21 protein-coding genes and 1 tRNA gene are annotated in these 25,288 nt (G+C 72.6%); 13 read left to right on the top strand and 9 right to left on the bottom strand.

What is annotated here, in order from left to right; all coding sequences use genetic code 11:
• Window positions 1-16 precede the first annotated feature (16 nt).
• Window positions 17-958 carry an acyl-CoA desaturase gene (locus ABT053_RS17110; protein WP_350969979.1) on the bottom strand — a complete coding sequence of 314 codons (942 nt, stop codon included), beginning with the start codon at window positions 956-958 and terminating at the stop codon, window positions 17-19.
• Window positions 959-1,282: 324 nt separating this feature from the next.
• On the opposite strand from ABT053_RS17110, the gene ABT053_RS17115 reads away from it, so the two are divergent.
• The 5 genes from ABT053_RS17115 (at window position 1,283) to pth (ending at window position 5,669) form a co-directional block, all read left to right on the top strand.
• Window positions 1,283-1,357, top strand: a tRNA-Gln gene (locus ABT053_RS17115).
• A gap of 163 nt (window positions 1,358-1,520) precedes the next feature.
• Window positions 1,521-2,972 (top strand): bifunctional UDP-N-acetylglucosamine diphosphorylase/glucosamine-1-phosphate N-acetyltransferase GlmU, encoded by a 1,452-nt coding sequence (gene glmU / locus ABT053_RS17120; protein WP_350969980.1) that lies wholly within the window; start codon window positions 1,521-1,523, stop codon window positions 2,970-2,972.
• 76 nt (window positions 2,973-3,048) lie between these two features.
• Window positions 3,049-4,026, top strand: a complete 978-nt coding sequence (locus ABT053_RS17125) for a ribose-phosphate diphosphokinase (protein WP_350969981.1) — start codon at window positions 3,049-3,051, stop codon at window positions 4,024-4,026.
• Window positions 4,027-4,390: 364 nt separating this feature from the next.
• A complete protein-coding gene (locus ABT053_RS17130; RefSeq protein ID WP_350969982.1) occupies window positions 4,391-5,002 on the top strand; it encodes a 50S ribosomal protein L25/general stress protein Ctc in 612 nt (203 codons plus the stop codon).
• A gap of 61 nt (window positions 5,003-5,063) precedes the next feature.
• Window positions 5,064-5,669 carry an aminoacyl-tRNA hydrolase gene (gene pth, locus ABT053_RS17135; RefSeq protein WP_350969983.1) on the top strand — a complete coding sequence of 202 codons (606 nt, stop codon included), beginning with the start codon at window positions 5,064-5,066 and terminating at the stop codon, window positions 5,667-5,669.
• 192 nt (window positions 5,670-5,861) lie between these two features.
• Here pth and ABT053_RS17140 read toward each other — a convergent pair whose 3' ends face one another.
• The gene (locus ABT053_RS17140) at window positions 5,862-6,320 is read right to left on the bottom strand and encodes a 3'-5' exonuclease family protein (RefSeq protein ID WP_350969984.1); all 459 of its coding nucleotides are present in this window, start codon (window positions 6,318-6,320) and stop codon (window positions 5,862-5,864) included.
• Window positions 6,321-6,623: 303 nt separating this feature from the next.
• Between ABT053_RS17140 and ABT053_RS17145 the strand changes: the two genes are divergently transcribed.
• The 7 genes from ABT053_RS17145 (at window position 6,624) to ABT053_RS17175 (ending at window position 15,177) form a co-directional block, all read left to right on the top strand.
• Window positions 6,624-8,009 carry a sugar transferase gene (locus tag ABT053_RS17145; RefSeq protein ID WP_350970015.1) on the top strand — a complete coding sequence of 462 codons (1,386 nt, stop codon included), beginning with the start codon at window positions 6,624-6,626 and terminating at the stop codon, window positions 8,007-8,009.
• Window positions 8,009-8,776, top strand: coding sequence for a 3'(2'),5'-bisphosphate nucleotidase CysQ (locus ABT053_RS17150; RefSeq protein ID WP_350969985.1), 768 nt, complete (start codon window positions 8,009-8,011; stop codon window positions 8,774-8,776). The genes ABT053_RS17145 and ABT053_RS17150 overlap by 1 nt, the downstream gene beginning before the upstream one ends.
• A gap of 19 nt (window positions 8,777-8,795) precedes the next feature.
• Window positions 8,796-9,710: a sulfate adenylyltransferase subunit CysD gene (gene cysD, locus ABT053_RS17155; protein ID WP_350969986.1), complete on the top strand. Its 915-nt coding sequence runs from the start codon at window positions 8,796-8,798 to the stop codon at window positions 9,708-9,710.
• Between the two features lie 112 nt (window positions 9,711-9,822).
• Entirely contained in the window at window positions 9,823-11,085 is a 1,263-nt protein-coding gene (gene cysN, locus ABT053_RS17160) for a sulfate adenylyltransferase subunit CysN (protein WP_350969987.1), read from the top strand.
• 686 nt (window positions 11,086-11,771) lie between these two features.
• Entirely contained in the window at window positions 11,772-12,704 is a 933-nt protein-coding gene (locus ABT053_RS17165) for a sulfotransferase (protein WP_350969988.1), read from the top strand.
• On the top strand, window positions 12,701-13,642 hold the full coding sequence (locus tag ABT053_RS17170; protein ID WP_350969989.1) for a glycosyltransferase family 2 protein: 942 nt from the start codon (window positions 12,701-12,703) through the stop codon (window positions 13,640-13,642). The genes ABT053_RS17165 and ABT053_RS17170 overlap by 4 nt, the downstream gene beginning before the upstream one ends.
• Window positions 13,642-15,177, top strand: coding sequence for a WecB/TagA/CpsF family glycosyltransferase (locus ABT053_RS17175; RefSeq protein ID WP_350969990.1), 1,536 nt, complete (start codon window positions 13,642-13,644; stop codon window positions 15,175-15,177). Before ABT053_RS17170 ends, ABT053_RS17175 begins: the two co-directional genes overlap by 1 nt.
• Before the next feature lie 77 nt (window positions 15,178-15,254).
• On the opposite strand, the gene ABT053_RS17180 is transcribed toward ABT053_RS17175, so the two are convergent.
• From ABT053_RS17180 to ABT053_RS17205, 6 genes are all read right to left on the bottom strand, one after another.
• On the bottom strand, window positions 15,255-16,241 hold the full coding sequence (locus tag ABT053_RS17180; protein ID WP_350969991.1) for a sulfotransferase: 987 nt from the start codon (window positions 16,239-16,241) through the stop codon (window positions 15,255-15,257).
• Between the two features lie 202 nt (window positions 16,242-16,443).
• On the bottom strand, window positions 16,444-17,751 hold the full coding sequence (locus tag ABT053_RS17185; RefSeq protein WP_350969992.1) for a lipopolysaccharide biosynthesis protein: 1,308 nt from the start codon (window positions 17,749-17,751) through the stop codon (window positions 16,444-16,446).
• Window positions 17,739-18,596, bottom strand: a complete 858-nt coding sequence (locus tag ABT053_RS17190; RefSeq protein WP_350970016.1) for a sulfotransferase family protein — start codon at window positions 18,594-18,596, stop codon at window positions 17,739-17,741. The genes ABT053_RS17185 and ABT053_RS17190 overlap by 13 nt, the downstream gene beginning before the upstream one ends.
• 5 nt (window positions 18,597-18,601) lie before the next feature.
• Entirely contained in the window at window positions 18,602-19,525 is a 924-nt protein-coding gene (locus ABT053_RS17195; protein ID WP_350969993.1) for a hypothetical protein, read from the bottom strand.
• Window positions 19,522-20,814: a hypothetical protein gene (locus tag ABT053_RS17200; protein ID WP_350969995.1), complete on the bottom strand. Its 1,293-nt coding sequence runs from the start codon at window positions 20,812-20,814 to the stop codon at window positions 19,522-19,524. Before ABT053_RS17200 ends, ABT053_RS17195 begins: the two co-directional genes overlap by 4 nt.
• Complete coding sequence (locus tag ABT053_RS17205; RefSeq protein WP_350969996.1) at window positions 20,811-22,340, bottom strand: YveK family protein; 1,530 nt, start codon at window positions 22,338-22,340, stop codon at window positions 20,811-20,813. The genes ABT053_RS17200 and ABT053_RS17205 overlap by 4 nt, the downstream gene beginning before the upstream one ends.
• Before the next feature lie 321 nt (window positions 22,341-22,661).
• Here ABT053_RS17205 and ABT053_RS17210 point away from each other — a divergent pair, with 321 nt between their 5' ends.
• Complete coding sequence (locus ABT053_RS17210) at window positions 22,662-23,768, top strand: glycoside hydrolase family 26 protein (RefSeq protein ID WP_350969997.1); 1,107 nt, start codon at window positions 22,662-22,664, stop codon at window positions 23,766-23,768.
• A gap of 250 nt (window positions 23,769-24,018) precedes the next feature.
• Here ABT053_RS17210 and cysC read toward each other — a convergent pair whose 3' ends face one another.
• Window positions 24,019-25,248: an adenylyl-sulfate kinase gene (cysC, locus tag ABT053_RS17215; protein WP_350970017.1), complete on the bottom strand. Its 1,230-nt coding sequence runs from the start codon at window positions 25,246-25,248 to the stop codon at window positions 24,019-24,021.
• Between the last annotated feature and the right edge of the window lie 40 nt (window positions 25,249-25,288).

The raw sequence follows: 25,288 nt of genomic DNA on the forward strand, positions 1-25,288 counted from the left end.
GCACTGGAATTCCGGGTCAGGCGGCGATGCGCTTGGCGGCGAGACGCTCGGGCGTGGGCCAGCGGACGTCGTACGCCCATCCGGCCCTCTCGAACCAGCGGATGACACCGGCGCTGAGGTCGATCTGACCCTTCAGCGCGCCGTGCCTGGCGCAGGTGGGGTCGGAGTGGTGCAGGTTGTGCCAGGACTCGCCGAAGGAGGGGATGGCCAGCCACCACACGTTGCGCGACTTGTCGCGCGACTCGAAGGCCTCCTCGCCGAAGACGTGGCAGATGGAGTTGATCGACCAGGTCACGTGGTGCAGCAGGCCGATCCTGACCAGCGTGCCCCAGAAGAAGCCGGTCGCCATGCCCCACCACGACCAGGTCAGCAGGCCGCCCAGCAGGGCGGGGGCGACCATCGTGGTGATCGCCAGCACCGGGAAGAACTTGTGCAGCTTGATGATGTCGGGGTCCTTGACCAGGTCGGGCGCGTACTTCTCCCGGTTGGCCCGGTCGGCCTCGAACAGCCAGCCCATGTGCGCCCAGAGCAGGCCCTTGGACACCGCCACGAAGCCCGTGCCGAAGCGCCACGGCGAGTGCGGGTCGCCCTCCTTGTCGGAGAACCTGTGGTGCTTGCGGTGGGTGGCGACCCAGTCGAGCACCGACATCTCCATGGAGAGGCTGCCCGCGATGCCCAGCGCGATCTTCAGCGGGCGCTTGGCCTTGAACGAGCCGTGGGTGAAGTGGCGGTGCAGGCCGACGGTGACGCCCAGCCCGGTGACCACGTAGAAGACGCCCGCGATGACGACGTCGGACCAGCCGAGCCCCCACCCCCAGGCGAACGGGACGGCCGCGACCAGCGCGATCAGCGGTGCGCCGACCACCACCCCGAAGGTGATGATCTCGGGCAGGGTCTTCCGCTCGGGGTCGACGTCGGGTTTGGGGCCCTTAGCGGGGCGTTCTTCGATGAGGGTCATGCGATACCTCGCGGTGGCTCGGAATAGGCCAAGGACTCATGTGCGGCTACGCCACCGTAACCTACGCCATCGTAAGTTAGGAACACCTAAGAACCGAATGTCTGGAACATGACTCTTCGGGATTGACGCCGTAGCGGGTCCATCACTTGTTCTACCCCCGGCCGACCTGCTAAACGGGTGCCTCGCGCGCGGGCGTGTGTCGCGGGTGGGCGGGCGCTGGGACGGGCCGCCGAAGCGGGTCCGTAATCGAGGCGCGTTCGGCGGCGCGGGCTCTGTATCGTAGGGGTGCCGGGCGCGCGGGCACCGTCCCGATCGCCTGGTCGATCCGGCATTGGGTAATTGGCAGCCCGCAAGGTTTTGGTCCTTGTTGTCCAGGTTCGAGTCCTGGTGCCGGAGCCATCCCTTGTGTCTGTTTTATTCGCTCGGCTGGTCGGCTGAGTGGGTTCCCGGGGGGGAAGGTATCCTCACGTTGTCGAGCAGGTGACGATGCCGCCCCCCGGGGGTGGCCATCCGTCATCGCGCTTCGCCATGTCTCAGCCGCGACGCCGAGGGAGCCTCGTCCGTGAGTGTGCCGCGCCCGGCAGCCGTCATCGTCCTCGCCGCAGGCGAGGGCACCCGGATGAAGTCGAGAACACCGAAGATCCTCCATGAGCTGTGCGGCCGAACCCTGGTCGACCACATGCTCGTCGCCGCCAGGGGCCTCGACCCCGAGCGGCTCATTGTCGTCATCGGCCACGAACGGGAGCGGGTCCAGGCGCACCTCGCCGGGACCGACCCCGACGCGCAGACCGTCGTCCAGGCCGAGCAGAAGGGCACCGGCCACGCCGTCAGGACCGCCCTGGAGGCGTCCGGCACCATCGGCGGCACCGTCCTGGTGACGTACGGCGACACGCCGCTGCTGCGCACCGAGACCCTCGCCGCCCTGCTCGAACGGCACGGCGAGGACGGCAACGCCGTCACCGTGCTGACGGCCGAGGTGCCCGATCCGCACGGCTACGGCCGGATCGTCCGCGACGACTCGGGCGCGGTCCTGGAGATCGTCGAGGAGAAGGACGCCGACCCCGCGCAGCGGGCGATCAAGGAGATGAACTCCGGCGTCTACGCCTTCGACGGCCTCCTGCTCGCCGACGCGGTCAAGCGGGTGTCCGCCTCCAACGCCCAGGGCGAGGAGTACCTCACCGACGTCCTCGCGATCCTGCGGGAGGACGGCCACCGGGTCGGCGCGCACGTCGCGGCCGACTACGTGGAGGTGGAGGGCGTCAACGACCGCGTGCAGCTGGCCTTCGCCCGCAAGGTGCTCAACGCCCGCCTGCTGGAGGCCCACATGCGGGCCGGGGTGACCGTGATCGACCCGGCCGCCACGTGGGTCGACGTCGACGTCATCCTCGAGGCGGACGTGGTGATCCACCCGGGCACCCAGCTGCACGGCTGCACGACGGTCGCCGAGGGCGCCGAGATCGGCCCCGCCAGCACCCTGACCGACACGATCGTCGGCGCGGGCGCGCTGGTGCGCAACGCCGTCTGCGTCGACGCCGTGATCGGCCCCGAGGCCCTGGTCGGGCCCTACGCCTACCTGCGCCCCGGCACCGTCCTGGCGCGCAAGGCCAAGGCGGGGACGTACGTCGAGATGAAGAACGCGCAGGTCGGGGAGGGTGCGAAGGTGCCCCACCTGAGCTACGTGGGCGACGCCACGATCGGCGCGGGCGCCAACATCGGCGCTTCGGCGATCTTCGTCAACTACGACGGGGTCGACAAGCACCACACGACGGTGGGCGAGGGCGCCTTCGTCGGGTGCGACACCATGCTCGTCGCGCCGGTCGCCATCGGCGACGGCGCGTACACGGCCGCGGGCTCGGTCATCGACACGGACGTCCCCCCGGGGGCGATCGGGGTGGCCCGCGCGCGGCAGCGCAACATCGAAGGGTGGGTCGTGCGCAGGCGCGCGGGCACCAGATCGGCCGGGGCGGCGTTAAGGGCCGCCGAGGCCGGGAAACAGCAGGGGAGCCAGACGTGAGTGAGCGAAGCGAGCGGCCCGGCGGGCACGGCAGCGTCGCGCGGACATCGGTGTGCTCTCAGGCGAGGGAGACGGCATGAGCGGCATCAAGAAGACCGGCGAGAAGAACCTGATGTTCTTCTCCGGGCGCGCGCACCCGGAGCTGGCGGACGAGGTGGCGAGCCACCTCGGGGTCGACGCGGCGCCCACCACGCTGCGCGACTTCGCCAACGGGGAGATCTACGCCCGTTACCAGGAGTCGGTCCGCGGCTGCGACGCGTTCGTCATGCAGAGCCACACCTGGCCGATCAATCAGTGGATCATGGAACAGCTGATCATGGTGGACGCCCTCAAGCGCGCCTCCGCCAAGCGGATCACCGTGATCATGCCGTTCTACGGCTACGCCCGCCAGGACAAGAAGGGCCGGGGTCGCGAGCCCATCACCGCCCGCCTGATGGCCGACATGTTCAAGACGGCCGGGGCCGACCGGCTGATGTCGATCGACCTGCACACCTCCCAGATCCAGGGCTTCTTCGACGGCCCGGTGGACCACCTGTTCGCCATGCCCGTCCTGGTCAACTACCTCAAGGACAAGCTCGACCTGGCCACCACGACGGTTGTCTCGCCCGACACCGGCCGGGTGCGGCTCTCCGAGCGCTGGGCCGACACGCTGGGCACCCCGCTCGCGTTCATCCATAAGCGCCGCGACCTCGACGTGGCCAACCAGGTGAAGGTGAGCGAGGTCGTCGGCCGGGTCAGGGGCCGGACCTGCGTGCTGATCGACGACATGATCGACACCGCGGGGACGATCTGCAAGGCGGCCGACGCGCTGTACGAGCAGGGCGCCACCAACGTGGTCGTGGCCGCCACCCACGCGGTCTTCTCCGACCCCGCGGTCGACCGGCTGAAGAACTCCAGGATCTCCGAGGTCATCGTCACCAACACGGTGCCGCTCCCCGAGGACAAGCGGTTCGACAAGCTCACCGTGCTGTCGATCGCCCCCCTGATCGCCCGCGCGATCAGCGAGGTCTTCAGCGACGGCTCGGTGACCAGCCTCTTCGAGGGCGACAGCTGACACTCGGGCCCCGTCTCCCGGGAACCGTCGTCCACGCGTTCCGGGGGCGGTGCCTTCCGGGAGCGGGGCCTTCCGGGAGCGGGGCCTTCCGGGAGCGGGGCCTTTCGCCGCCCGGCCGGACCCGGTTTTTCCAGGAGGGCCGGGATCCTTCCGGGAGGGCGGGCCGACGCCCTTCCGCGGGCGTTCGGGATCCTTCCGGGACGGCGGGCCGGGGCCCTTCCGGGGGCGGCCGGGGTCGCGGTGCGTTTCGCGTCGCCGTTGACACGGTAGGGTTGTGGGATTGCGTGCGTTCGTAACGCCTTCCGCTAGGGCGGGTGAGGGGGAACGCACCTCTCCGATTCCCAAGATCCCTAGGAGATCAGCCATGTCCGAAGTGGTCATCACCACCGAGCTCCGTGACAAGTTCGGCAAGGGCGCAGCCCGCAAGATCCGTCGCGAGAACAAGGTCCCCGTCGTCCTCTACGGGCACGGCACCGACCCCCAGCACCTGTCCCTGCCGGGTCACGACCTGCTGCTCGCCCTGCGTACGCCGAACGTGCTGATCCGTCTCGAGGGCGCGGTGGCCGAGCTGGCCCTGCCCAAGGGCGTCCAGCGTGACCCGATCCGGGGCTTCCTGGAGCACGTCGACCTCATCCTCGTCCGTCGCGGCGAGAAGGTCACCGTCGACATCCCCGTCACCGTGGTGGGCGAGGTCGCCGACGGCATCCTCGACCAGCAGCTCGTCTCCGTCTCCGTCGAGACCGAGGCCACCCACATCCCCGAGGGCGTCGAGGTCGACGTCGAGGGCCTGGAGGTCGGCACCCAGATCACCGCCGCCGACCTGAAGCTGCCCAAGGGCACGACGCTCGCCGCCGACCCCGAGGCGCTGGTCCTGATCGTCGCCCCGACCCCGGTCGCCGAGCCGGAGGGCGAGGCCGCCGAGACGGCCGAGGCCACCCCGGCCGCCGAGGACGAGAGCTCCGAGAGCGCCGAGTAGTTTTCTCTGCTAGATCTGTCAGGGCGGCCCGGGAACGGGCCGCCCTGACGCGTGTGAAGGGATGCCGATCGTGGACCGCTGGTTGGTCGTGGGCCTGGGAAACCCCGGGCCGGAGTACGCCGGGAACCGGCACAACGCGGGGTTCATGGTCCTGGACGAGCTCGCCGCGCGGGCCGGGGGACGCTTCAAGGCGCACAGGTCGCGGGCGGAGGTGCTGGAGGGCCGCCTCGCGGGCGTCCCCGCCGTGCTGGCCAAGCCGCTCTCCTTCATGAACCTCTCGGGCGGGCCGGTCAAGGCCCTCGCCGACTTCTACAAGGTCGACCCGGCCCGCGTGGTCGTGGTCCACGACGAGCTGGACATCCCGTACGGCGCGCTGAGGGCGAAGCTGGGGGGCGGCGACAACGGCCACAACGGGCTGAAGTCGATCACCAAGTCGCTGGCGACCAAGGACTACCTGCGGGTACGGTTCGGCATCGGCCGCCCGCCCGGCCGGATGGACGCCGCGGCCTACGTCCTGCGCGACTTCGCCACCGCCGAGCGCAAGGACCTCGCGTTCCTGGTCGACCGGGCCTCCGACGTGGTGGAGTCGCTGATCAGGGCCGGTCTGGAGCCGACCCAGAACGCCTTCCACACCGGCGACCTGAACATCTCCGGCCCGCCCAGGTGACCGGCGGCCTCCGGCCGGGTGCCTCGTCCATCCAGGTGACCGGCCCATCCGGCCGACCCGCTCAAGTGGCCCGCCCATCCGGCTGACCCGCCCGCCCAGGTGACCGGCCCCGCTCGGGCGCCGGTCCGGGTGGCCGACCCTCGTTCGGACGCCGGCCCGCTTGGACGCCCGTCCCTTCGGAGGCCGGTCCGCTCAGGGGCGTGGCGGGTCGAAGGCCATCAGGTTCTGCAGCAGCTCGGCCTGCTCGACCGCGTCGTCCAGCGCGTTGTGGGTGTGCGGCCGCCGCGACCGCAGGTGCTCGGGCATCTGCCGCTTCGTCGCCCAGCCGATCGGCACGCCCGCCTTGGCCGCGTACAGCGTCTTGAGGTCGACGCAGCGCGAGTGGCCGAACGGCGAGACGCCGGTGAAGCGCATGAAGTACCAGTACATCCACATCCAGTCGTAGGAGAGCGGGTAGGCCGCCAGCACCGGTGAGCTGTTCCCGCACACCTCGCGGACCCACGCGGCGGCGTCCCGCATCGCCTCGGCCGGGTCGCGGCCCTCGCGGAGCAGCGTCTCCCGGTCCAGCCCGCTCACGGCGAGCGCCTCGGGGACGTGGTCCTCACTGATCGGCCGCAGCTCCACGTAGTGCGTGTGCTTCTGTGGATCCACCGGTTCGAAGACCTTTCCGGTCATCCGCCCGGCCACCGACATACCAAAGCTGACCATCGAATACGGCCCTGGAATAGGGCCATCAGCCTCTACATCCACAGAGATGTATGTTTCGGTCTTCAACCTTCGGGCCTCTCCCACCGCCGCTACCATTCCATAACTGTCTGTCCATGAACGGTTACGCAGGGGGAGCGCGTGCGCGACGTGACCGCAGTCCAGGCCGCACAGGAGACACAGGAGACACAGGAGACGCAGGAGACACGCGAGACCGGGCGAGGAGCCGTTCCGGCCGCGCGCCGGCGCATGCCGGGCTGGGTGCGCAAGCACCGCGCGGCGGCCGTCGCCGCCGACACCGCCTGTGCCGCCCTGGCCGGGGCCCTCGCGCTGTTCGTTCGATTCGGCGAGGTTACCGCCTACGTCTTCCCGTACGTCGTGCTGAGCGCGGCCCTGCCCGCCGTCTGGGTCTGCGTGGTCGCGCTGAACCGGGCCTACGAGCCCCGGCTGATCGGCCTGGGCTCGGAGGAGTTCCAGCGGATCCTGCAGTGCGGCTTCATGCTCACCGCCGCCCTCGCCGTCTGCGCCTACCTCACCAAGATCGAGGTCGCCCGGGGCTACGTGGTGCTGGCGCTCCCGCTGACGACGCTGCTCACCCTCCTCGCGCGCTACGGCCTGCGCCGTTCCCTGCACCGCAGGAGGGCGCGGGGCGGGTGCATGCGGCGGGTGGTGGCCGTGGGCCACCGCGCGGCGATCGCCGAGCTGGTCCGCAGGTTCCGCCGGGAGCGCTACCACGGCATGGAGGTCGTCGCGGCGTGCGCCCCGCACGACGCGACGGGCGACGTGGAGGGCGTGCCGGTGCTGGGCGACCTCTCCGACGTCGCGCTCGCGGTCGGGCAGGTCTCGGCCGACACCGTGGCCGTGCTCGCCTGCCCGGAGATGGACGGGGTGGCGCTGCGGCGGCTGGCCTGGCGGCTGGAGAAGACCGACACGGACCTGATCGTGGCCCCCGCGCTGATGGAGGTGGCCGGGCCGCGGATCACCATCCGCCCGGCGGCCGGGTTGCCGCTGCTGCACGTGGACCACCCCGAGATCTCCGGCCTGCGCCAGGTGCTCAAGAACCTGTTCGACCGGGCGGGCGCCGGGCTGCTGCTCGCGGCGCTGCTGCCGCTGCTGGCGGGGGTGGCGGTGGCCGTACGCGCCTCGGGGCCGGGTCCCGCGTTCTTCCGGCAGACGAGGGTGGGCCGCGACGGCGCCGAGTTCACGATCTACAAGTTCCGGACGATGCGCGTCGACGCCGAGCGCCGGAAGATCGCCCTGTCCAGCGACGGGCCCGGCATGCTCTTCAAGATCCGCGACGATCCGCGGGTGACCCCGCTGGGCGCCCGGCTGCGCCGCCACTCGCTGGACGAGCTGCCACAGCTGATCAACGTGGTCATGGGACACATGTCCCTGGTCGGCCCCCGGCCGCCACTGCCGGAGGAGGTCGCCAGGTACGGTGACGACGTCCGCCGCCGATTACTCGTCAAACCAGGCATGACCGGCCTCTGGCAGGTAAGTGGTCGTTCAGACCTCTCTTGGGAGGAATCCGTACGGTTGGACCTGCGTTACGTGGAGAGCTGGTCCCTCATGCTGGACCTGCAGATCCTGTGGAAGACTTGGTCGGCTGTCGCGCGAGGAGCTGGAGCATACTGATGACCGTTCGCGACGATCACACACTCGCCGCGGAGCTGGCGACGACGGCCGGCGAGAAGCTGGCGGCCCTGCGCGCGGAGCGGGGCTTCGGCGACCCGTCCGAGCTTCGCAAGGAGGGCGACGCCGCCTCCCACGTGTTCCTGATGGAGGCCCTGTCGCGGTTGCGCCCGGGTGACAGTGTGCTGTCCGAGGAGGCGACGAGCGAGGAGCGCCTCGACCCGCGCAGGCTGCGCGCCGAGCGGGTCTGGATCGTCGACCCGCTCGACGGCACCCGCGAGTTCGCCGAGGAGGGCCGCTCCGACTGGGCGGTCCACGTGGCCCTCTGGGAGCACGGCACGCTGACGGCCGGAGCCGTCGCGCTGCCCGCCCAGGGCCGTACGCTCTCCACCCTCGAACCTCCGGTGCCGCCCGCCCCCGAGGCGGGCGCCAGGCCGCGGATCGCGGTCAGCAGGACCCGCCCGCCGGAGTTCGTCCAGAACCTGGCCCGCCTCGCCGGCGCCGACCTGGTGCCGATCGGCTCGGCGGGCGCCAAGATCTCCGCGGTGCTCACCGGCCAGGTCGAGGCGTACGTCCACGCCGGGGGCCAGTACGAATGGGACTCCGCCGCGCCCGTCGCGGTCGCCCTCGCCTCCGGGGTCCACGCGAGCCGCATCGACGGCTCGCCGCTGGTCTACAACCAGCCCGACCCCTCGCTGCCGGATATTCTTGTATCCCTACCGGGACTGGCGCCAACGTTGCTCGCTGGAATCCGGGATCTGCACCGCTAATCCCCGCTAGGAGAGTCTGATGCTTCAGCGCGACTACACCACGTCGCAGCTCGACGTCCTCGAGGCAGAGGCTGTTCACATCATGCGCGAGGTCGCGGCCGAGTTCGAGCGCCCCTGTCTGCTCTTCTCGGGGGGCAAGGACTCCATCGTCATGCTCCGCATCGCGGAGAAGGCCTTCTGGCCGGCGCCGATTCCCTTCCCCCTGATGCACGTCGACACCGGGCACAACTTCACCGAGGTGATCGAGTTCCGCGACCGCCGCGCCGCGGAGCTGGGCGCCCGCCTCGTCGTCGCGAGCGTCCAGGACTCCATCGACGCCGGGCGCGTCACCGAGGAGACCGGCCGCAGGGCCTCGCGCAACCGGCTGCAGACCACGACGCTGCTGGACGCGATCGAGGAGAACGAGTACGACGCGGTCTTCGGCGGTGCCCGCCGCGACGAGGAGAAGGCCCGCGCCAAGGAGCGCGTGTTCTCCTTCCGCGACGACTTCGGCCAGTGGGACCCGAAGAACCAGCGCCCCGAGCTGTGGAACCTCTACAACGCCAGGATCCGCAAGGGCGAGCACATCCGGGTGTTCCCGCTGTCCAACTGGACCGAGCTCGACATCTGGGACTACATCCGGCGCGAGGAGATCGAGATCCCGTCGATCTACTTCGCCCACACCCGCAAGGTGTTCGAGCGCGACGGCATGCTGCTCGCCGACAGCGAGTTCATCACCCGCGACGACGACGAGTCGCTGCTGGACATGACGGTCCGCTACCGGACGGTCGGCGACGTGACCTGCACCGGCGCCGTCCAGTCGAGCGCCGCGACGGTCGAGGCGATCATCGAGGAGATCGCGGTGACCCGGATCACCGAGCGCGGCGCCACCCGCGCCGACGACCGCGCCTCGGAGGCCTCCATGGAGGACCGCAAGCGGGAGGGATACTTCTAGTGAGCGTCCTTCTCCCCGCCTCCTCGTGCCCCCCGGCTCACCCGGCTTCGCGTGAGTCCCTTCCCGCGCGGTCCCGCCGCGCACGCCGTACGACCCCTGGAGAGCAGCGCTAATGGACATTCTTCGCTTCGCCACGGCGGGAAGTGTCGACGACGGAAAGTCGACGCTCATCGGGCGGCTGCTCTTCGACTCCAAGGCGATCTTCGAGGACCAGCTGGAGGCCGTCGAGCGCACCTCCCGCGACCGCGGCACCGAGTACACCGACCTGTCGCTCCTCACCGACGGCCTGCGGGCCGAGCGGGAGCAGGGCATCACGATCGACGTGGCCTACCGCTACTTCGCCACTCCCAAGCGCAAGTTCATCATCGCCGACACCCCCGGGCACATCCAGTACACCCGCAACATGGTGACCGGCGCCTCCACCGCCGACCTCGCGATCGTCCTGATCGACGCCCGCAAGGGCGTGCTGGAGCAGTCGCGGCGGCACGCGTTCCTCACCACGCTGCTGCGGGTGCCGCACCTGGTGCTCGCCGTCAACAAGATGGACCTGGTCGACTACTCCCAGGAGCGGTTCGAGGAGATCCGCGAGGAGTTCACCGCGTTCGCCTCCAAGCTGAACGCGCCTGACCTCACGTTCATCCCGATGTCGGCGCTGCACGGCGACAACGTGGTGTCCCGCTCGGAGAACACGCCCTGGTACAACGGGTCCTCTCTGCTCCACCACCTGGAGCACGTGCACATCGCCTCCGACCGCAACCTGGTCGACGTGCGCTTCCCCGTGCAGTACGTCATCCGCCCGCAGCGGGCCACCGACCCCTCCTTGCACGACTACCGCGGCTACGCGGGCCAGGTCGCCGGAGGGGTGTTGAAGCCGGGCGACGAGGTGATGCACCTGCCCTCCGGCCTGGCCACGCGCATCGCGTCGATCGACACCTTCAACGGGCCGGTCGACGAGGCGTTCCCGCCGATGTCGGTCACCCTCCGGCTGGAGGACGACATCGACATCTCGCGCGGCGACATGATCTGCCGCCCGAACAACCAGCCGCAGGTCTCCCAGGAGCTGGAGGCGATGATCTGCTGGATGGCCGACACCGCCAAGCTGGCCCCGCGCACCAAGCTGACCATCAAGCACACCACCCGCACGGCCCGCGCCCTGGTCAAGGACCTGCACTACCGGCTGGACGTCAACACCCTGCACCGGGACGAGACGGCCCAGTCGCTCAGCCTCAACGAGATCGGGCGGGTCTCGCTCCGCGTCACCCAGCCGCTGTTCGTGGACGACTACGCCCGCAACCGCCTCACCGGCGGGTTCATCCTCGTGGACGAGTCCACCAACAACACGGTCGGCGCCGGGATGATCGTCGACGCCCGATAGGCACGGTTCGCCTTGGCCGCCCGCGGTCGTCGTGGCCTCCCCGCTACGGGATGGGGAGCCACGACGGGCCACGGGCGGTCCGCCGTTCCCGGAGTCGTCCGCGGAGCTGTCCACGGAGTCGTCCGCGGAGCTGTCCACGGAGTCGCTCGCGGTGCCGTTCCCGGAGTCGTCTGCGGGTGCCGTTCCAGGAGTCGTCCGCAGAGCCGCTCCGGAGGCGTCCGCGGAGCCGCCCGGGTGCCGTGGACGACCCTCCCGAGAGGGCCGTCCGGCGAGGCGGGGCTCTTCCCGGGGCTCCGGTCGCGTGTCCGCCGGTGGGCGGTCGCATGTCCGCCGGCCTGCGGTCGCGTGTCCGCCGGTCCGCGGTCGCTTATCCGCCGGCCTGCGGTCGCTTATCCGCCGGCCTGCGGTCGCTTCGCGTCGGCCGCCGTCCGGTGCGCGCCGGTCGTCGCTCACCGTCCGGGGAGCCGTACGTCTCCCCGTGTGCGGCCCGGCCAGGGGGTCGTCCGGCGCAGGGGGTGTGAGGTTCCGGTGCCCTCCTGTTCAGGAGACGGGCGGCGTTACACCCGCTGGGTAGATCCTTTGTCCGTTCTCTGACCCCTCCGTTACGCTCCGCGCTAGCCTCGGCACGTTCCGTATCCGTCGGGTAAGGATTCGTGCCTGTGTCTGATAGTCCGTCACCTGCTCGGGTGGTATTTCTGGGCGGCCTCGGCCGCAGCGGGACCACGCTGCTGGAGCGCCTGCTGGGGGAGGTCCCCGGCATCGCGCCGCTCGGCGAGGTCGTCCACCTCTGGGCCAGGAGCGCGCTCGCGGACGAGTCCTGCGGCTGCGGCGAGCCCTTCGGGTCGTGCCCCTTCTGGGAGAAGGTCGGCGAGCGCGCGTTCGGCGGCTGGTCCGAGGGCCTCGCCCACCGGATGATCGCGCTCAGGTCCCGTGTCGACCGCACCCGGCGCATCCCGACCCTGGCCCGGCTGCTCGCCGAGGAGCAGGCGGGCACCGGCAGGTGGCCGACGCCCGGCACCGCCGAGCTGGACGAGTACGCCGCGGTCCACCGCGACCTGTACAACGCGGCGGGCGAGGTCGCCGACTGCCCGGTCGTGATCGACTCCAGCAAGCACGCCTCGCTCGCCTTCTGCCTCGCGGCGGCCGGGGTCGACGTCCAGGTCGTCCACGTGGTCCGCGACCCCCGCGCGGTCGCGCACTCCTGGCGCAGGAGGGTCGAGCGTCCCGAGGACGGGAGCCCGATGACCCACTGGTCGCCCTCCCGCACCTCGCTGCACTGGCTGAGCGAGAACCTCAGCCTGGAGCTCCTCGCCCGCAGGGGCGTCCCGGTCACCCGGATCCGCTACGAGGACCTGCTCGACGCCCCCGCCGACACGCTCAGGCGCGTGGTCGCCAGGATCGGCCTCCCGTGCCGCCTCGACTTCCTCTCGGGCAACTGCGCGGAGCTCTCGACGGCGCACACGGCCTCGGGCAACCCCGTGCGCTTCACGGTCGGCCGCACGGAGCTGACCAGGGACGACAGCTGGCGCGCCGTCGCGTCGTCCCGGCAGTCGCGCCTGGTCACGGCGCTGACCTGGCCCCTCATGATCAAGTATGGCTATCACAGGAGACTCGCGTGAACGCATCGGTGGGTGTCGTCATCCCCACCCGGGGACACCGGCCCGACCAGCTGCGCGCGGCCACACTCGCCGTGCTCGGCCAGGACCACCCCGGCCCCGTCGAGGTCGTCGTCGTCGTGGACGGAGGCGATCCGGCCTGGGTCGCCGACCAGGTGGCCGACCTCCTGGCCAGCCGGGCACTCGCGCCCGGCCTGCGCGAGGCGCCCGCACGCGGCGTGCGGGTGATGGCCAACCGGCTCACCCCGGGGCTGCCCGGCGCCCGCAACACCGGCATCGCGGCGCTCGGCACCGACATGGTCGCCTTCTGCGACGACGACGACCAGTGGCTGCCCGGCAAGGTCAGGGCCCAGGTCGCCGCCCTGGAGGCGGAGCCGGACGCGCGCTTCTCCAGCTGCGCCATCGAGGTCGAGTACGGATCGCGCCGCATCCCCCGGCTGGCCGGGACCAGCCGCGTCACCTACCGCCACCTGGTGCGCTCGCGGATGGTGATGGTGCACTCCTCGACCTTCCTGTTCCGGCGCGGCGGGCTCTGGGCGGACGAGAGCGCCCCCAGCGGCCAGAACGAGGACTGGGACCTGGCGCTGCGCGCCGCCGCCCAGCACCCCATCGTGCACGTCGACCGGCCCCTGGTCCGGGTGCGCTGGGGCGGCTCCTCGTACGTGGCCCGCTGGGCCGACCGGATCGCCGGGCTGCAGTGGATGCTCGCCCGGCACCCTGATCTGGCCGTGGATCCGCGCGGCGCGGCGCGGGTCTACGGTCAGCTCGCCTTCCACCACGCGGCCCTCGGCCAGCGGCGGGAGGCGGGCCGCTGGGCCTGGCGGGCGTTCACCGCCCGCCACGGCGAGCCCCGCGCGCCCATCGCGCTCGCGGTGGCGGCGGGCCTGGTCTCCGCGAGGACCATGCTCAGCGTCCTGCACCACCGAGGGCACGGCATCTGATGGCGCCCATCACCGAGCAGCCCCGGGTGACCCTCCGCCACGGTGCCTGGATCGTGCCGTCCACGACGGACCAGGCCGTCGACGCCGAGGCCGAGGCCGCCGAGCGTCCGCCGGCGCTCGCGCGCTACGGCCCGCCGGTCGTCTCGCTCCCGGCGGGGCAGGCGGCCAAGCGCCCGCCGGTGTTCCCCCGCCACGACCTGACGCTCACCCACGGGCCGGTGCTCACCCACGGGCCGGTGCTCGCCCCGTCCGCGGCGGGGCAGGCCGTCGAGCGCCCGCGCGCGAACGTCCGCGGCGGCCTGCCGGTCGTTCCGCTCGCGCCGGATCGGCCCGCCGAGCCCACGCGGGTGGTCCCGCGCCACGATTCGCCGGTCGTGTCGTCTGTGGTCCCGCGTCACGATTCGCCGGTCGTGTCGTCCGTGGTCCCGCGTCACGATTCGCCGGTCGTGTCGTCCGTGGTCCCGCGTCATGATTTACCGGTCGTGTCGCCGGTGGTCACACGTCACGATTTACCGGTCGTCTCGCCCGTGGTCACACGCCACGATTCGCCGGTCATGGTGTCGGTGGTGACGTGGCCCGTGGCCCCGGCCTTCCGTGACCTCGTGACACCGGTCCCGCCCCTCACCGACCACCGGTCCGCGACCACCGGTCACGATCCGGTGCCCGGCCTGCCCGCCGTCGCAGGGCGGGCCGGAACGCCGGTCGCCAGGCGGGGGACGACCTCGGGCGTCCCCCGCCGGAGGCCCCGGCCCGACAGGGCCACCCGCAGGCGGTTGCGCAGGCGCGTGCGCGTGGCGGGGGTCGCGATCGACCCGATGACCGAGAGCGAGGTCGTCGACCACGTGGTCGCCGCCCTGAAGCGCGGCGAGGGCGGCCACCTCGTCACCCCGAACGTCGACATCAGCCGGGCCGTCGCCCACGACCCCCGGGCTCGCCGGTTCGTCGAGCGCGCCGACCTCGCGGTGGCGGACGGCATGCCGCTGGTGTGGGCGGCGAGACTGCTCGGCACCCCCCTCCCGGGCAGGGTCACCGGCGCCGACCTGATCTGGTCCCTGTCGGAGGCCGCCGCCTTCTACCGCCACCCCGTGTACCTGCTGGGCGGCCCCCGGGGCACGGCCGAGCAGGCGGCCCGCGAGCTGGTGAACCGCCATCCGAAGCTGGCGATCGCCGGGGTCGGCGCCCCGCCGTACGGGTTCGAGGACGATCCCGAGAGCTACGCCCGGGTGCGCGACGCCGTGATCGCCGCCGCTCCCCGACTGGTCTTCGTCGGGCTCGGCTTCCCCCGGCAGGAGCGGCTCATCGCCTCGCTCCGCCGGGACCTGCCGGGCACCTGGTTCGTCGGCTGCGGTTCGGCGATCGCCTTCGCCGCGGGCACCGTCCGGCGGGCACCGGTGTGGATGCGCCGCGGCGGCCTGGAGTGGGTCTTCCGGCTGACGCGGGAGCCGGGCAGGCTCGCCCGCCGCTACCTGGTCGACGACCTGCCGTACGCGCTCCGGCTCCTCACGGTCTCCCTCGTACGCGGCCTCTTCTCCTGAGGACCTTCCCGAGGCCGTGAGGCGCCGGTGGCGGGGTCCTCACCGCGCTTCCCGATCGTCGTCATCGTGATCGGCCGTCAGTGTTTCGCGGAGGCCAGCTCCCTGACCCGGCGGGCCTCCTCGGGGCTCAGCCGGGCACCGGCCTCGGCGAGGGCGCGGCGCGAGTCCATCGGCCGGTAGGCCGTGCGGGACAGGCCGGTCCAGGCGAAACCGCCGGAGCCGGTGCCCGAGGCGGCCTTACCCGGGGTGGTCGTGCCCGAGCCGGTCGTGCCCGAGCCGGTCGTGCACGAGCCGGTCGTCTCCGGACCGGTCGTGCACGCGCGGCGGACGCGTTCCTCGGCGCGGGCCGACCAGGTCAGGCCGGCCCACTCGTACAAGCGGCGAAAGCCCGTCAGGGGGTCACGGGCCAGGTCCTCGTAGCGGGCAAGCATGATCCCCGGGTGCCGGTCGGCCAGGCCGGCGGCGGTGATCCCGGCCGCCCGCCACAGGGCCACGGCCTTGGCGACGCGGTCCTGGGAGCCGACCAGCGGGCGCAACGCCTCCAGGTGGGGCTGGTCCCGCGTCAGCAGCGGCTGTTCGAGCAGCTCGTGGAAGTAGACCGTCCAGCCGAGCCGTTGCCAGCTGCCGACGAACGCCACCGGGTCGCGCGACAGGACAATCACCCGGCAGCCCAGCCGGTCGGCGAACCACCCCGCGGAGAACAGCGCGAACGGGTCGTCCAGCAGCGCCCGGCGCCCGCCCAGCCGCCCCAGCGTGAACGCGGTGCCGTACCGGACCATCCGCGCCAGGTCGTACGGCGACCGGTTGCGGCGCAGCTCCGCCAGGAACCCGTAGCGCAGCGCGACCGTACGGGCGAAGGCGGGCAGCCAGGCCCGCTCGTTGTCGGGGCAGATGTACTGGAAGCGGTGGCCGACCACGGCGTCGAGGACGCCCGGGGAGCGGCCCGGCGGGTGTTCGGGGTTGAGCGGCTCGTTGACGTAGACCAGCTCCCCGCTCGCCGCGAGCATCCTGCCCGTCCAGCTCGTCCCGGTCCTCGGCAGCCCGGTGACCAGCACGGGCGTCACGGCCCCCACCGCCCGTCCAAGCTCCTGGCACGGCCGGACCACGCGTGGTCATGGCGTCCGGGCCGTGTGTGGTCGTGACGAACGGGACGGCCGGAGCGCGCGTGGTCACGGAGTCCGGGGCGCCCGCGCCTTGTGTGGTCGTGACGAACGGGATCGTCGGACCGCGCGTGGTCATGACGGCCGGGACGGCCGGGGCGCGTGGTCACGGAGCCCACCGGGGGTTCAGGGCGGCCAGGCTGTGCGTGCCGAAGGGGCGCAGGCCGTACAGGCGGTGGATGCGCCAGAGCGGCAGCAGGTTCTTGACCACCGTGCCGCCCGCCCAGCCGAGGGCGGCCCCGAGCGAGCCCGTCGAGGGGATCAGCAGCAGGTCCAGCGTGACCGCCGTCGCGACGGCGGCGACCAGGTTGACCAGGCTGGAGCCGGTGTGCCCGGCGGAGGTCAGCACCACGTCGGCCATCCCGCACGCCGTGGCGAGCATCATCGTCGCGGCCAGCACGAACGCCACCGGCGCGCCGCCGGTGTAGCCGTCCCCGAAGACGGCGCCGAGCAGCCAGGGCGCGAGCGCGGCGTACCCCAGCCAGACCGGCCAGGTCAGCAGGACCAGCCAGAGGGTGGCCGATTGGTACAGCTCCCGGGCGCGCGGCAGGTCGCCCTCGGCGAGGGCCCGCACCAGCCCCGGCTGCGTGGCCTGCGCCAGCCCCTGACCGGCCAGCTGGCCCACGATCTTGAAACGGGTGGCGGCGGTGTAGACGGCCGCCTCGGCGGGCCCGGCGAGCACCGCCACGATCACGACGTCCAGCCGCTGGAACACCGCCTGGATCCCGGACGCGAGCGACCGGGGCCAGGTGTGGCGCCACAGGTCGCGCGCGGTGCCCGGCGCGCGGGGGGACCGGGGCAGCCGCCGGCGCAGCCAGACCGAGGCCAGCAGCAGCACCGGCAGGTACGGCAGCGCCCACGCCGTGGCGAGCAGCGGCACGGAGTCGCGGCCCGTGAGCACCACCACCCCGACCAGGAGCAGCTGCGCCACCGGCTGCAGCACCCCGTCCAGCAGCACGGTCGGCCGCATCGAGCCGAACCCGCGGGTCGCGCTCACCACGACGCCCGAGCACGCCACCGCGGGCAGGGCCACCGCCAGCACCCGCAGCACCAGGTCGGAGGTGGTGAGGACGACCGCCGCACCGGTCGCCAGCGAGAGCGCGGCGACCGGGACGAGCGCGGCGCGGACGTAGCCGGAGGTGCCGGAGGTGTGGCGGTGGCCGGGGGAGCGGGACCTGGCGATGAAGTAGACCAGCCCGTTCCCGGCGTCCAGCCGCAGGACCGTGGCGACCGCGAGGCACAGGGCGGTCCCCGAGAAGAAGAGACCGGCCGTCTCCTGCCCCACCCCCCTGGTGACGACCACGACCGTCAGGAACTGCGCGGCGGCTCCCGCTCCCGCGCCCGCCAGCCCCGCCACCCCGCCTCGCGCGAGCCCGGTCAGGCCCGTCAGGCGGGCGGGGTTCAGCGACGCCACGACGGCTCCGCGCCCAGCCACGGGGTCAGCAGGGTGTCCTGCTCCGCGAAGTAGGCCGTCAGCTCGCGGCGGAGCTTGCGGGACATGGGACCCGGCCTGGCCCGGGTGTTGTGCCGCTCGAACACCGGGTCGCCGAGGTGCGGCAGCCCGAGGAACGCCAGCACGCGGTCGTAGACGAGCTCGGGCTCGGCGAAGAACCGGCCGCTGTCGAGGACGAGCAGCCGGTCGCGGCCGACCAGCGGTTCGAGCCGGGCGAGCTGTTCGGCGTAACGGCCCCGGGCGAGGTAGGCGTGGTGGCGGTGGGCCGTGCTCGTCGCGTGCGGCGAGGCGATCAGGGCCTCCTCCGCCCCGGCCAGCCGCTCCTCCTCCAGCCGTACGGCCCTGGCGAAGGACCGCTCCGTCTCGAAGCCCCTGGCCAGCTCGTGGGCGTGCGCGGAGAAGGCCCGCTCCACGGGGTCGCGGACCAGCACGATCAGCTTGGCGCCCGGCAGGTCGCGGGCGATCCTGGGACCGGCCAGCGGGTGGAACAGGTAGTAGGGCGACGACTCGAACGCCTGGGGGCGGCTGCCGTACCTGCGGGCGAGCCGGGAGGCCGACATCCGCAGCGGGAAGTGCGATCGGTACCAGGACAGGCCCCGGTCGTACGCCGTGTCGAAGTAGTGCACGCCCTTGCGCAGGACGGGTTTCATGACGAGCGGGTGCTGGGACAGGACGCGGTACAGAGAGGTGGTGCCGCAGCGCTGCGCCCCGACGACGAGGAAGGAGGGCAGCACCCGGCTTCCCGAGGTGAGGCGGCCTATCGCCCCCGACGCCGCGTGGGCCGAACGCTTCAGCGCGGGATTCACAACCTTCACAACAGGGTCTCCTGGGAGTCGGCGAGGGGGGTGAGCCAGAGCTCCGGCGGGCCGAGGGGCGCGTGGCCGTCGGCCGCGTGGCGGCCGGCGAGGGCGATCAGGTAGTGGAGCGCGGTCAGCCGGGCCTCGGCGGCCGACAGCCCGAACGGGGCCAGGATCCGCAGCGACCGCGCCACGCAGGCCCTGGCCGCGGTGGCCGGGTCGTCACGCCGCAGGGCTCGCTGGAAGAAGTGGTGGACGGCGTCGAGGCCCAGCGGGACCCCGGTGCCGAACCGCTCCCAGTCCCAGACCAGCAGCCGCCCGTCGGGACCGCGCGAGATGTTCCACGGCGTCAGGTCCCCGTGCCAGGAGAACCCCTGCCCCTCGGTGCCCCGGGCCGCGTCCCCGGGGACGCGGGCGATCTCGGCGATCGCGTCGGTGAGGACGTCGGCGGGTATCCGTCCCCGTCGTACCGGAAGCGGGGTCAGCGCCAGCACGGACAGGCCGCGCCAGGATCCGTGGTGCAGCACGGCGGGCGGGACGACGGTCTTCAGCGGCACACCGGCGAGCAGGGCGAGCGTCCGCGCCTCGTGGGCGACGAGCTCCCGGGTCAGGTCGGTGTCGCCGATCTTCACGAAGGCGATCGGCCCGTCGGCGGCGCGCGCCTCCAGGATCGGCTTGCGGTTGGCCCGCCGGGCCGGCCGCACGCGCAGCGTGACGCGGACGGGGGTGCCGAACACCTCGCTCAGGTGGCTCTCGATGCCGTCCCGGCCCGACGGCACGGTGACCCGCCTGCCGGGGTGCCACCACGCGCGGGGGACCAGCCTGCGGGGGAGCAGGCGGTGCGGGAGCAGGGTGTACGGGCTCGGGTCGCCGGGACCGGGGAAGAGCAGGTCGAGGGTCTGGTCCAGGTAGCGCAGGCGGGCGCGGGCGTCGTTCATGCGGCCGTGCTCGCCATCGAGTTCCTCCAGAGCAGCGCGAACGAGACGAGGTACAGGCTGAGCGGGGTGACCAGTCCGTCGTAGACGAACATGTAGAGGAGGGTGAGGATCATCACGAGGACCCCGGCTAGGCCGATCGGGCTCCGGTCACGCCAGTGGCGGCGGACGGCCCCCGCGAAGAACGCCACGTAGAGGGCGGCCCCGGTGAACCCCTGCGTGATCATCAGGTGCCAGAGCTGGCCGTCCCCGCCCAGCGGCGGGTGGCCGCAGGTGGGGCACCACCCGCTCTTGCCGGTGGTGATCGTCCGGTGGTTGCCCGTGGCGTTGCGGGTGTTGCCGTACCCGACGAGCGGCGCGGTGCCCGCGGCGGCGAGGGTCGCCGAGACGGTGAAGGCGCGGATGTCGTTGCTGTGCGGGCTGTCGAGCCGCTGGGTCACCATCGCCTGCAGCGGGCTGAGGGCGAACACCAGCGCCCCCGCGGTCAGGGCCGCGCAGGTCGCGACGCGGGCGCGCGTGCCCAGGCGCAGCAGGACGTACGCGGCGGCGACCCCGAGCCCGATCCACAGGCCCCGGTTGAGCGAGTAGACGACGGGGATCGCGGCCAGCGCGACCAGCGGGACCACCGCGAGGCGCCTGCGCGGCCCGCCGTACACCCACCAGCCGACCACGAACCAGACGAGCAGCACCGAGAGGTTGCCGCCCCAGGCGTTCGCCCACTCGAACGGCGCCTCGGGGCGAGGCGAGGCGTGGCCGAGGACCCGCTGCACCTGGGCGGCGGTGGGGTGGATCAGGTTGTGGACGAAGGAGTTGCCGCTGATCCAGCCGGGGAGGACCATCTCGACCGGCGAGGTGAACTCGGCGCGCGGCGCGAACACGCCCAGCAGGCCGCCCGCGACGGTCGTGAGGAACAGCGCGCCGAGCATCCGCACCAGGGTGAGCTGCGGCAGCTCCTCCCGCGTCAGGTTGCCCAGATAGAGAACCATGATCAACAGTGCGACGTAGAGGCACAGGCGCATCAGGTAGCCGATCAGCCGTCCGGCGCCGAACTCGCCGTAGGTGCCGGGCGGCATCTCGCCGAGCATGAGCGCGCTGATCAGGTAACCGGCGAGGAGCAGCAGCCAGAGCCCGAAGCCGCGCGGCGCCCTGATCGGCCGTCTCCGCCACAGGACCAGCGCCATCGCCGGAGCCACCACGATCACCGACAGGCCCCCGAAACCGAGCGCCCACCAGACCGGGTATCCCACCAGGAGCGCGGCGATCGGCCAGACGGCCGGGCGCGGACCCCTCACGACCTGCGCCCCCTCCGCCCGGCCGCCGCCTGCCCGGCCGATGGAACGTTCCCGTACGCGCCGGGCGCGGGCAGTGCCTCCGGTGGCCCGGCTGACCTTTCGGGCCTGACGACTCCGTGCGCCCCGCGCGCTCTGTCGCCACCCGCGCCGTTCGTCCCGCTTGCTCCGCTCATCCCGTTCATCCCGTGCGCTCCCGGCCGGGCGGGCGCCTCCGGGCCCTCGCCGCTCGACCCGGGGACGACCGGGCGGCTCCCAGGGCGGCTCCCGGGGTCGCTCCCAGGGCCGCTCACCGGGCCGCTCGCCAGGCCGGCGAGTGGCCGCCCGGCTCTCCTCGGGAGGCCCTCGGGGTCTCGCGCCCCGCCGGACCGCGGCACGGGCGAGACCCCCGGAGCCTGTGGGACGTGGGTGACCTGTGAGACGTGGTGGGAGGCGTGCGGAGCCCGCGGCCCCCGCGCCGAGGGAGCGGAGGAACCCCCCGGGGACGACGGGGACGACGGAGACGACGGGGCCTCGTCGCCGACGACGAACGCGCCGACCACGGGAACCCCGCGTTCGTTCAGGGCCCGTACGGCGTCCTTCACCTCGCGGGAGGAGGTGCCGGGGACGGCGACCACGAGCACCGCGCCCGCCGGCCCGGGTGCCTCCCCGGCGTTGAGGACACCGTTGACGACGCCGTTGACGGTGTCGAGGCCGGTCAGGCGCCTGACGTCGGCGGTGGTCCGCAGGGTGGTGTCGAGGCGGTCGCGGAGCCAGGCGGCCCCGACCCCGCAGAGCAGCCCCGCCATGAGACCGCTGCCCAGGTAGAGGGGCGGGCGGGGGGCGGTGGGCCCGGCGGGTGCCACCGCCTGGCTGATCACGGAGCCGGGGGTGACGGCGACGGTCTTGATGGCGTCGTACCTGGAGGTGAGGCTGTGGACCTGGCGGGCGAGGACGTTCTGCCGCTGGAGGGCGAGGGCCCGCTCGGTGGTCCCCCTGGCGAGGCCGGGAAGCTCGGTGGCGACCTTGGTGAGACCCGCGTTGGCCTGCCGCAGCTTGAGCAGCACGACCTTGAGCTGGGCGGTGAGCAGCTGGGTGGCGGACTCGCGGCGCTGTGCCAGGTAGGCGAGGGCGTAGGCGCTCGCGCCCGAGGCCGCGGCCTTCGGGTCGGCGGCGGCGCAGGAGATCTCCAGGACGGAGGTGTTGGGCGGCACCGAGACCTGCGCGGGGCAGGAGAGGCCGCCGAACAGCCCGCGGGCCTTCGCCGCGACCACCGCGGAGCGGGCCACCTGGGCCTCGGTGTCGAGGTTGAGGGGCTCGCGCTGGCGGCCGGTGACCTGGTTGGTCTGCTCCTGCGAGCCGGTGGCGGTCACCAGGACCTGCCCGGAGGCGGTGTAGGAGGCCGGGGTGAGCCACAGCAGGGTGAGGCCGCACCCGGCTCCGGCGAGGAAGAGGGAGAGGACGATCGGCCACCGGCGGCGGAGAAGCGACGCGTAGTCCGCCAGGTCCTCGCCTTCGCGGCGGACGGGAGCGTCCGGTGACGGGCTCATGTGTCGCGGGTGCCTCTCCGGCGAACAGACGCTGGGAACCCTTGGAACTATAGGTCGGGTTCCCATTTCCCCGAACCGATACACAAGATTTTCTTTGCGTCGGCCCCGCCAATCACAGGGGAATAACAACCGTTTATCCGATATTTCCTGTCGTTCGCTCCGGGGCTACGGCACGGACCGGCAAAATCCGGGACGAGGCACGTCCGGGCGATGGGAAGGTGTTCCCCCGTGATGGTCGAGGACCGTCCACGAATGCGTACGCGCGACAGTTGTGAGGAACCGGTGCATCGGAAAAATGACGCTATAGACGTAATTCCGCGTGTGGTCAGAATCGCCGGTTCCGGCCTCGTCCTGGCGATAGGGCTGGGCACCCTCGTGCTGGTGATCGTGGGGCTGACCGGGGGCGGCCGGACCTCGAACGCCGCGGGCGCGGGGAGAACCCCGGAGGCGCCGGGCGTCACGAACGCGCCGGACCCGTCGGCCGGGCCGTCCCGGGCGGCCTGCGAGGTCGACGCCAGGCTCGTCCCCTCCTGCGGAGCCTGGTGGGGCATCGCGCCGGAGATCTTCACGGGGAGGCCCCCCGGGCGGGCCCTGGAGAGGGCGGAGAGGCGCATGGGCCGGCGGGCCGACGTCATGCACGTCTACCACCGGGGCGACGAGCTCTTCCCGACCCCCGCGGAGCGCGCCGTCGCCCGCGACCCGGACGGCCGCAGGCTCCTGCTGGTCAACTGGAAGCCGTCCCTCGACCACACCTGGGCGCAGATCGCCCGCGGGGCGCTGGACGCGCGGATCGACCGGCTGGCCGCCCACATCGCGAGCACCTTCCCCGAGAGGTTCTTCCTCACCGTCCACCACGAGCCGGAGAACGACGTGCGGGAGGCCCGGGGCAGGGGGATGACGGCGGCCGACTACGCCGCCATGTTCCGGCACGTGGTGACGCGCCTGCGGCAGGGGGGCGTGACCAACGCGGTCACGGTGATGACCTACATGGGCGCGCCCAACTGGGCGTCCGAGCCGTGGTTCGAGAAGCTCTATCCCGGTGACGACGTGGTCGACTGGGTGGCGATGGACCCCTACGTCGACCACCGGGTCCACAGCTTCGACGACCTGGTCAACAAGACCCGCCCCGAGTTCCCCCGGTGGTCCGGGTTCTACCGGTGGATGCGGGACCGCTTCCCGGACAAACCCATCATGCTCGCCGAGTGGGGCGTCTTCGAGCGGCACGACAGACCCGGGTTCAAGGAGTCGTTCTTCGCCTCGGTACGCCGGGAGATCGGCGAATACCCGCAGATCAAGGCCCTGATCTACTTCGACTCGCCTCGTGCCCCCCGGGGCGACACCCGGTTCGACACCACGCCCGGCGGCCGGAGGGCCTTCGGCGAGCTCGCCCGTGACGCGCGCCTCAAGGCCGCCGTCCCCGCCGGCTGACCCCGCCGCACCACCGGCCGCCACCGCACCACCGGCCGCCACCGCACCACCGGCCGCCACCGCACCACCGGCCGCCACCGCACCACCGGCCGCGACCGCACGACCACGGCCGCGACCGCACGACCACGGCCACGGCCGCGACCGGCGAGACCGCGACCGCGCCCGTCGGACTCCACCGCCCCCACCGCGGGCGCGGAGTCCGGACCGTCGGACCCGGATCCGCAGATCAGTGGATCAGTGGATCAGTGGATCAGCGGATCCAGCCGCCCTGGATCAGCGGGTCGAGCACCTGGTGCACCGCCCGGTCCACGCTGATGCCGGTGGTGTCGATCTCCAGGTCGGCGTCGTCCGGCTCCTCGTACGGGTCGGAAATGCCGGTGAACTCGGGGATGAGCCCCGCGCGGGCCTTGGCGTAGAGGCCCTTGCGGTCGCGGCGTTCGCACTCCTCCAGGGGGGTGGACACGTGGACCAGCAGGAAGTCGGCGCCGACGGCCTCGACCATCTCCCGTACCTCCTCGCGGGTGGCGGCGTAGGGCGCGATGGGCGCGCAGATCGCGAGGCCGCCGTGCCGGGCGGCCTCGGCGGCGACGAAGCCGATGCGGCGGATGTTGAGGTCGCGGTCCTCCTTGGAGAAGGTCAGCCCGGCCGACAGCAGGTGGCGGACCACGTCGCCGTCGAGGTAGGTCACCGTGCGGCTGCCGCGCTCCAGCAGCGCGTCGCGCAGCCCCCGGGCGACGGTCGACTTGCCGGAGCCGGACAGGCCGGTGAAGAAGACCACCAGCCCCCGCCGGTGCGGGGGGCCGGGGAGCGTCACGGGCTCGGGGCCCGCCAGGTGCTCGGTCGCGCCGTAGGCCTCGGCCACGCGCTCGCGCAGCTCCAGGTCGATGGCGGGCTCCCTGGACGCCAGCGGCACCACCGCCACGAGCGTGTCATCGGGCAGCCCGTCGCGGGCCTTGAGCGCGGCGCGGACCACCGCGGGGCCGCCCTCGCCGTACGCCAGGGGGAGCAGCAGGATCGACGCCTCCAGCTCCTGGGCGGTCGCGACGATCTCGCCGAGGTCGCCCAGGGGGCCGCGCATGGTGACGGCGAGGACCGACTCCCGCCCGTCCAGCTTCTCGCGTACCAGCGCCGGGGTGAGGCGGAGCCGGGCGAACGGCCCGTGCTCGGGGGCGTCCAGGGGCTCGACGGGACCGGCGGCGAAGCCGTTCTCGCGCCCGGTGACGGTGAGCACGGCCAGCGCCGCGCCCTCGGGGTCGCGCAGGGTGATCCGGTCGCCGGGGGAGGCCGGGTGGTCGTCGGGCAGGGTGAGGGTGACCGGCGCGGGCCACGGCGTGCCGTCGGCGAGCGTGCCGCGCTCGTCGACGGCGTGGGCGTCCGCCGAGCTCAGGAAGCCCGTCAGCGGTCTGAAGGCGCCGGAGAGCAGCAGCTCGAGGTCGGCCAGCTCGCGGGCGTCGGGGGTCCACTCGAAGGGCGCCGTCATCTGCTCCACCATCGTGATCGTCGGACGTTCGTGTCTCGCC

The sequence above is a fragment of the Streptosporangium sp. NPDC002524 genome, assembly GCF_040295985.1.
Taxonomy (GTDB): domain Bacteria; phylum Actinomycetota; class Actinomycetes; order Streptosporangiales; family Streptosporangiaceae; genus Streptosporangium.

Excerpts from the sequence above, each read along its gene's own strand:
- ABT053_RS17150 (WP_350969985.1), top strand. The coding sequence starts at position 8,009 with ATGACCGTTCGCGACGATCACACACTCGCCGCGGAGCTGGCGACGACG.
- ABT053_RS17195 (WP_350969993.1), bottom strand. The coding sequence starts at position 19,525 with ATGAACGACGCCCGCGCCCGCCTGCGCTACCTGGACCAGACCCTCGAC.
- ABT053_RS17145 (WP_350970015.1), top strand. The coding sequence starts at position 6,624 with ATGCCGGGCTGGGTGCGCAAGCACCGCGCGGCGGCCGTCGCCGCCGAC.
- cysN (WP_350969987.1), top strand. The coding sequence starts at position 9,823 with ATGGACATTCTTCGCTTCGCCACGGCGGGAAGTGTCGACGACGGAAAG.
- ABT053_RS17110 (WP_350969979.1), bottom strand. The coding sequence starts at position 958 with ATGACCCTCATCGAAGAACGCCCCGCTAAGGGCCCCAAACCCGACGTC.
- ABT053_RS17175 (WP_350969990.1), top strand. The coding sequence starts at position 13,642 with ATGGCGCCCATCACCGAGCAGCCCCGGGTGACCCTCCGCCACGGTGCC.
- ABT053_RS17130 (WP_350969982.1), top strand. The coding sequence starts at position 4,391 with ATGTCCGAAGTGGTCATCACCACCGAGCTCCGTGACAAGTTCGGCAAG.
- cysD (WP_350969986.1), top strand. The coding sequence starts at position 8,796 with ATGCTTCAGCGCGACTACACCACGTCGCAGCTCGACGTCCTCGAGGCA.
- pth (WP_350969983.1), top strand. The coding sequence starts at position 5,064 with ATGCCGATCGTGGACCGCTGGTTGGTCGTGGGCCTGGGAAACCCCGGG.
- ABT053_RS17125 (WP_350969981.1), top strand. The coding sequence starts at position 3,049 with ATGAGCGGCATCAAGAAGACCGGCGAGAAGAACCTGATGTTCTTCTCC.
- cysC (WP_350970017.1), bottom strand. The coding sequence starts at position 25,248 with ATGACGGCGCCCTTCGAGTGGACCCCCGACGCCCGCGAGCTGGCCGAC.
- ABT053_RS17205 (WP_350969996.1), bottom strand. The coding sequence starts at position 22,340 with ATGAGCCCGTCACCGGACGCTCCCGTCCGCCGCGAAGGCGAGGACCTG.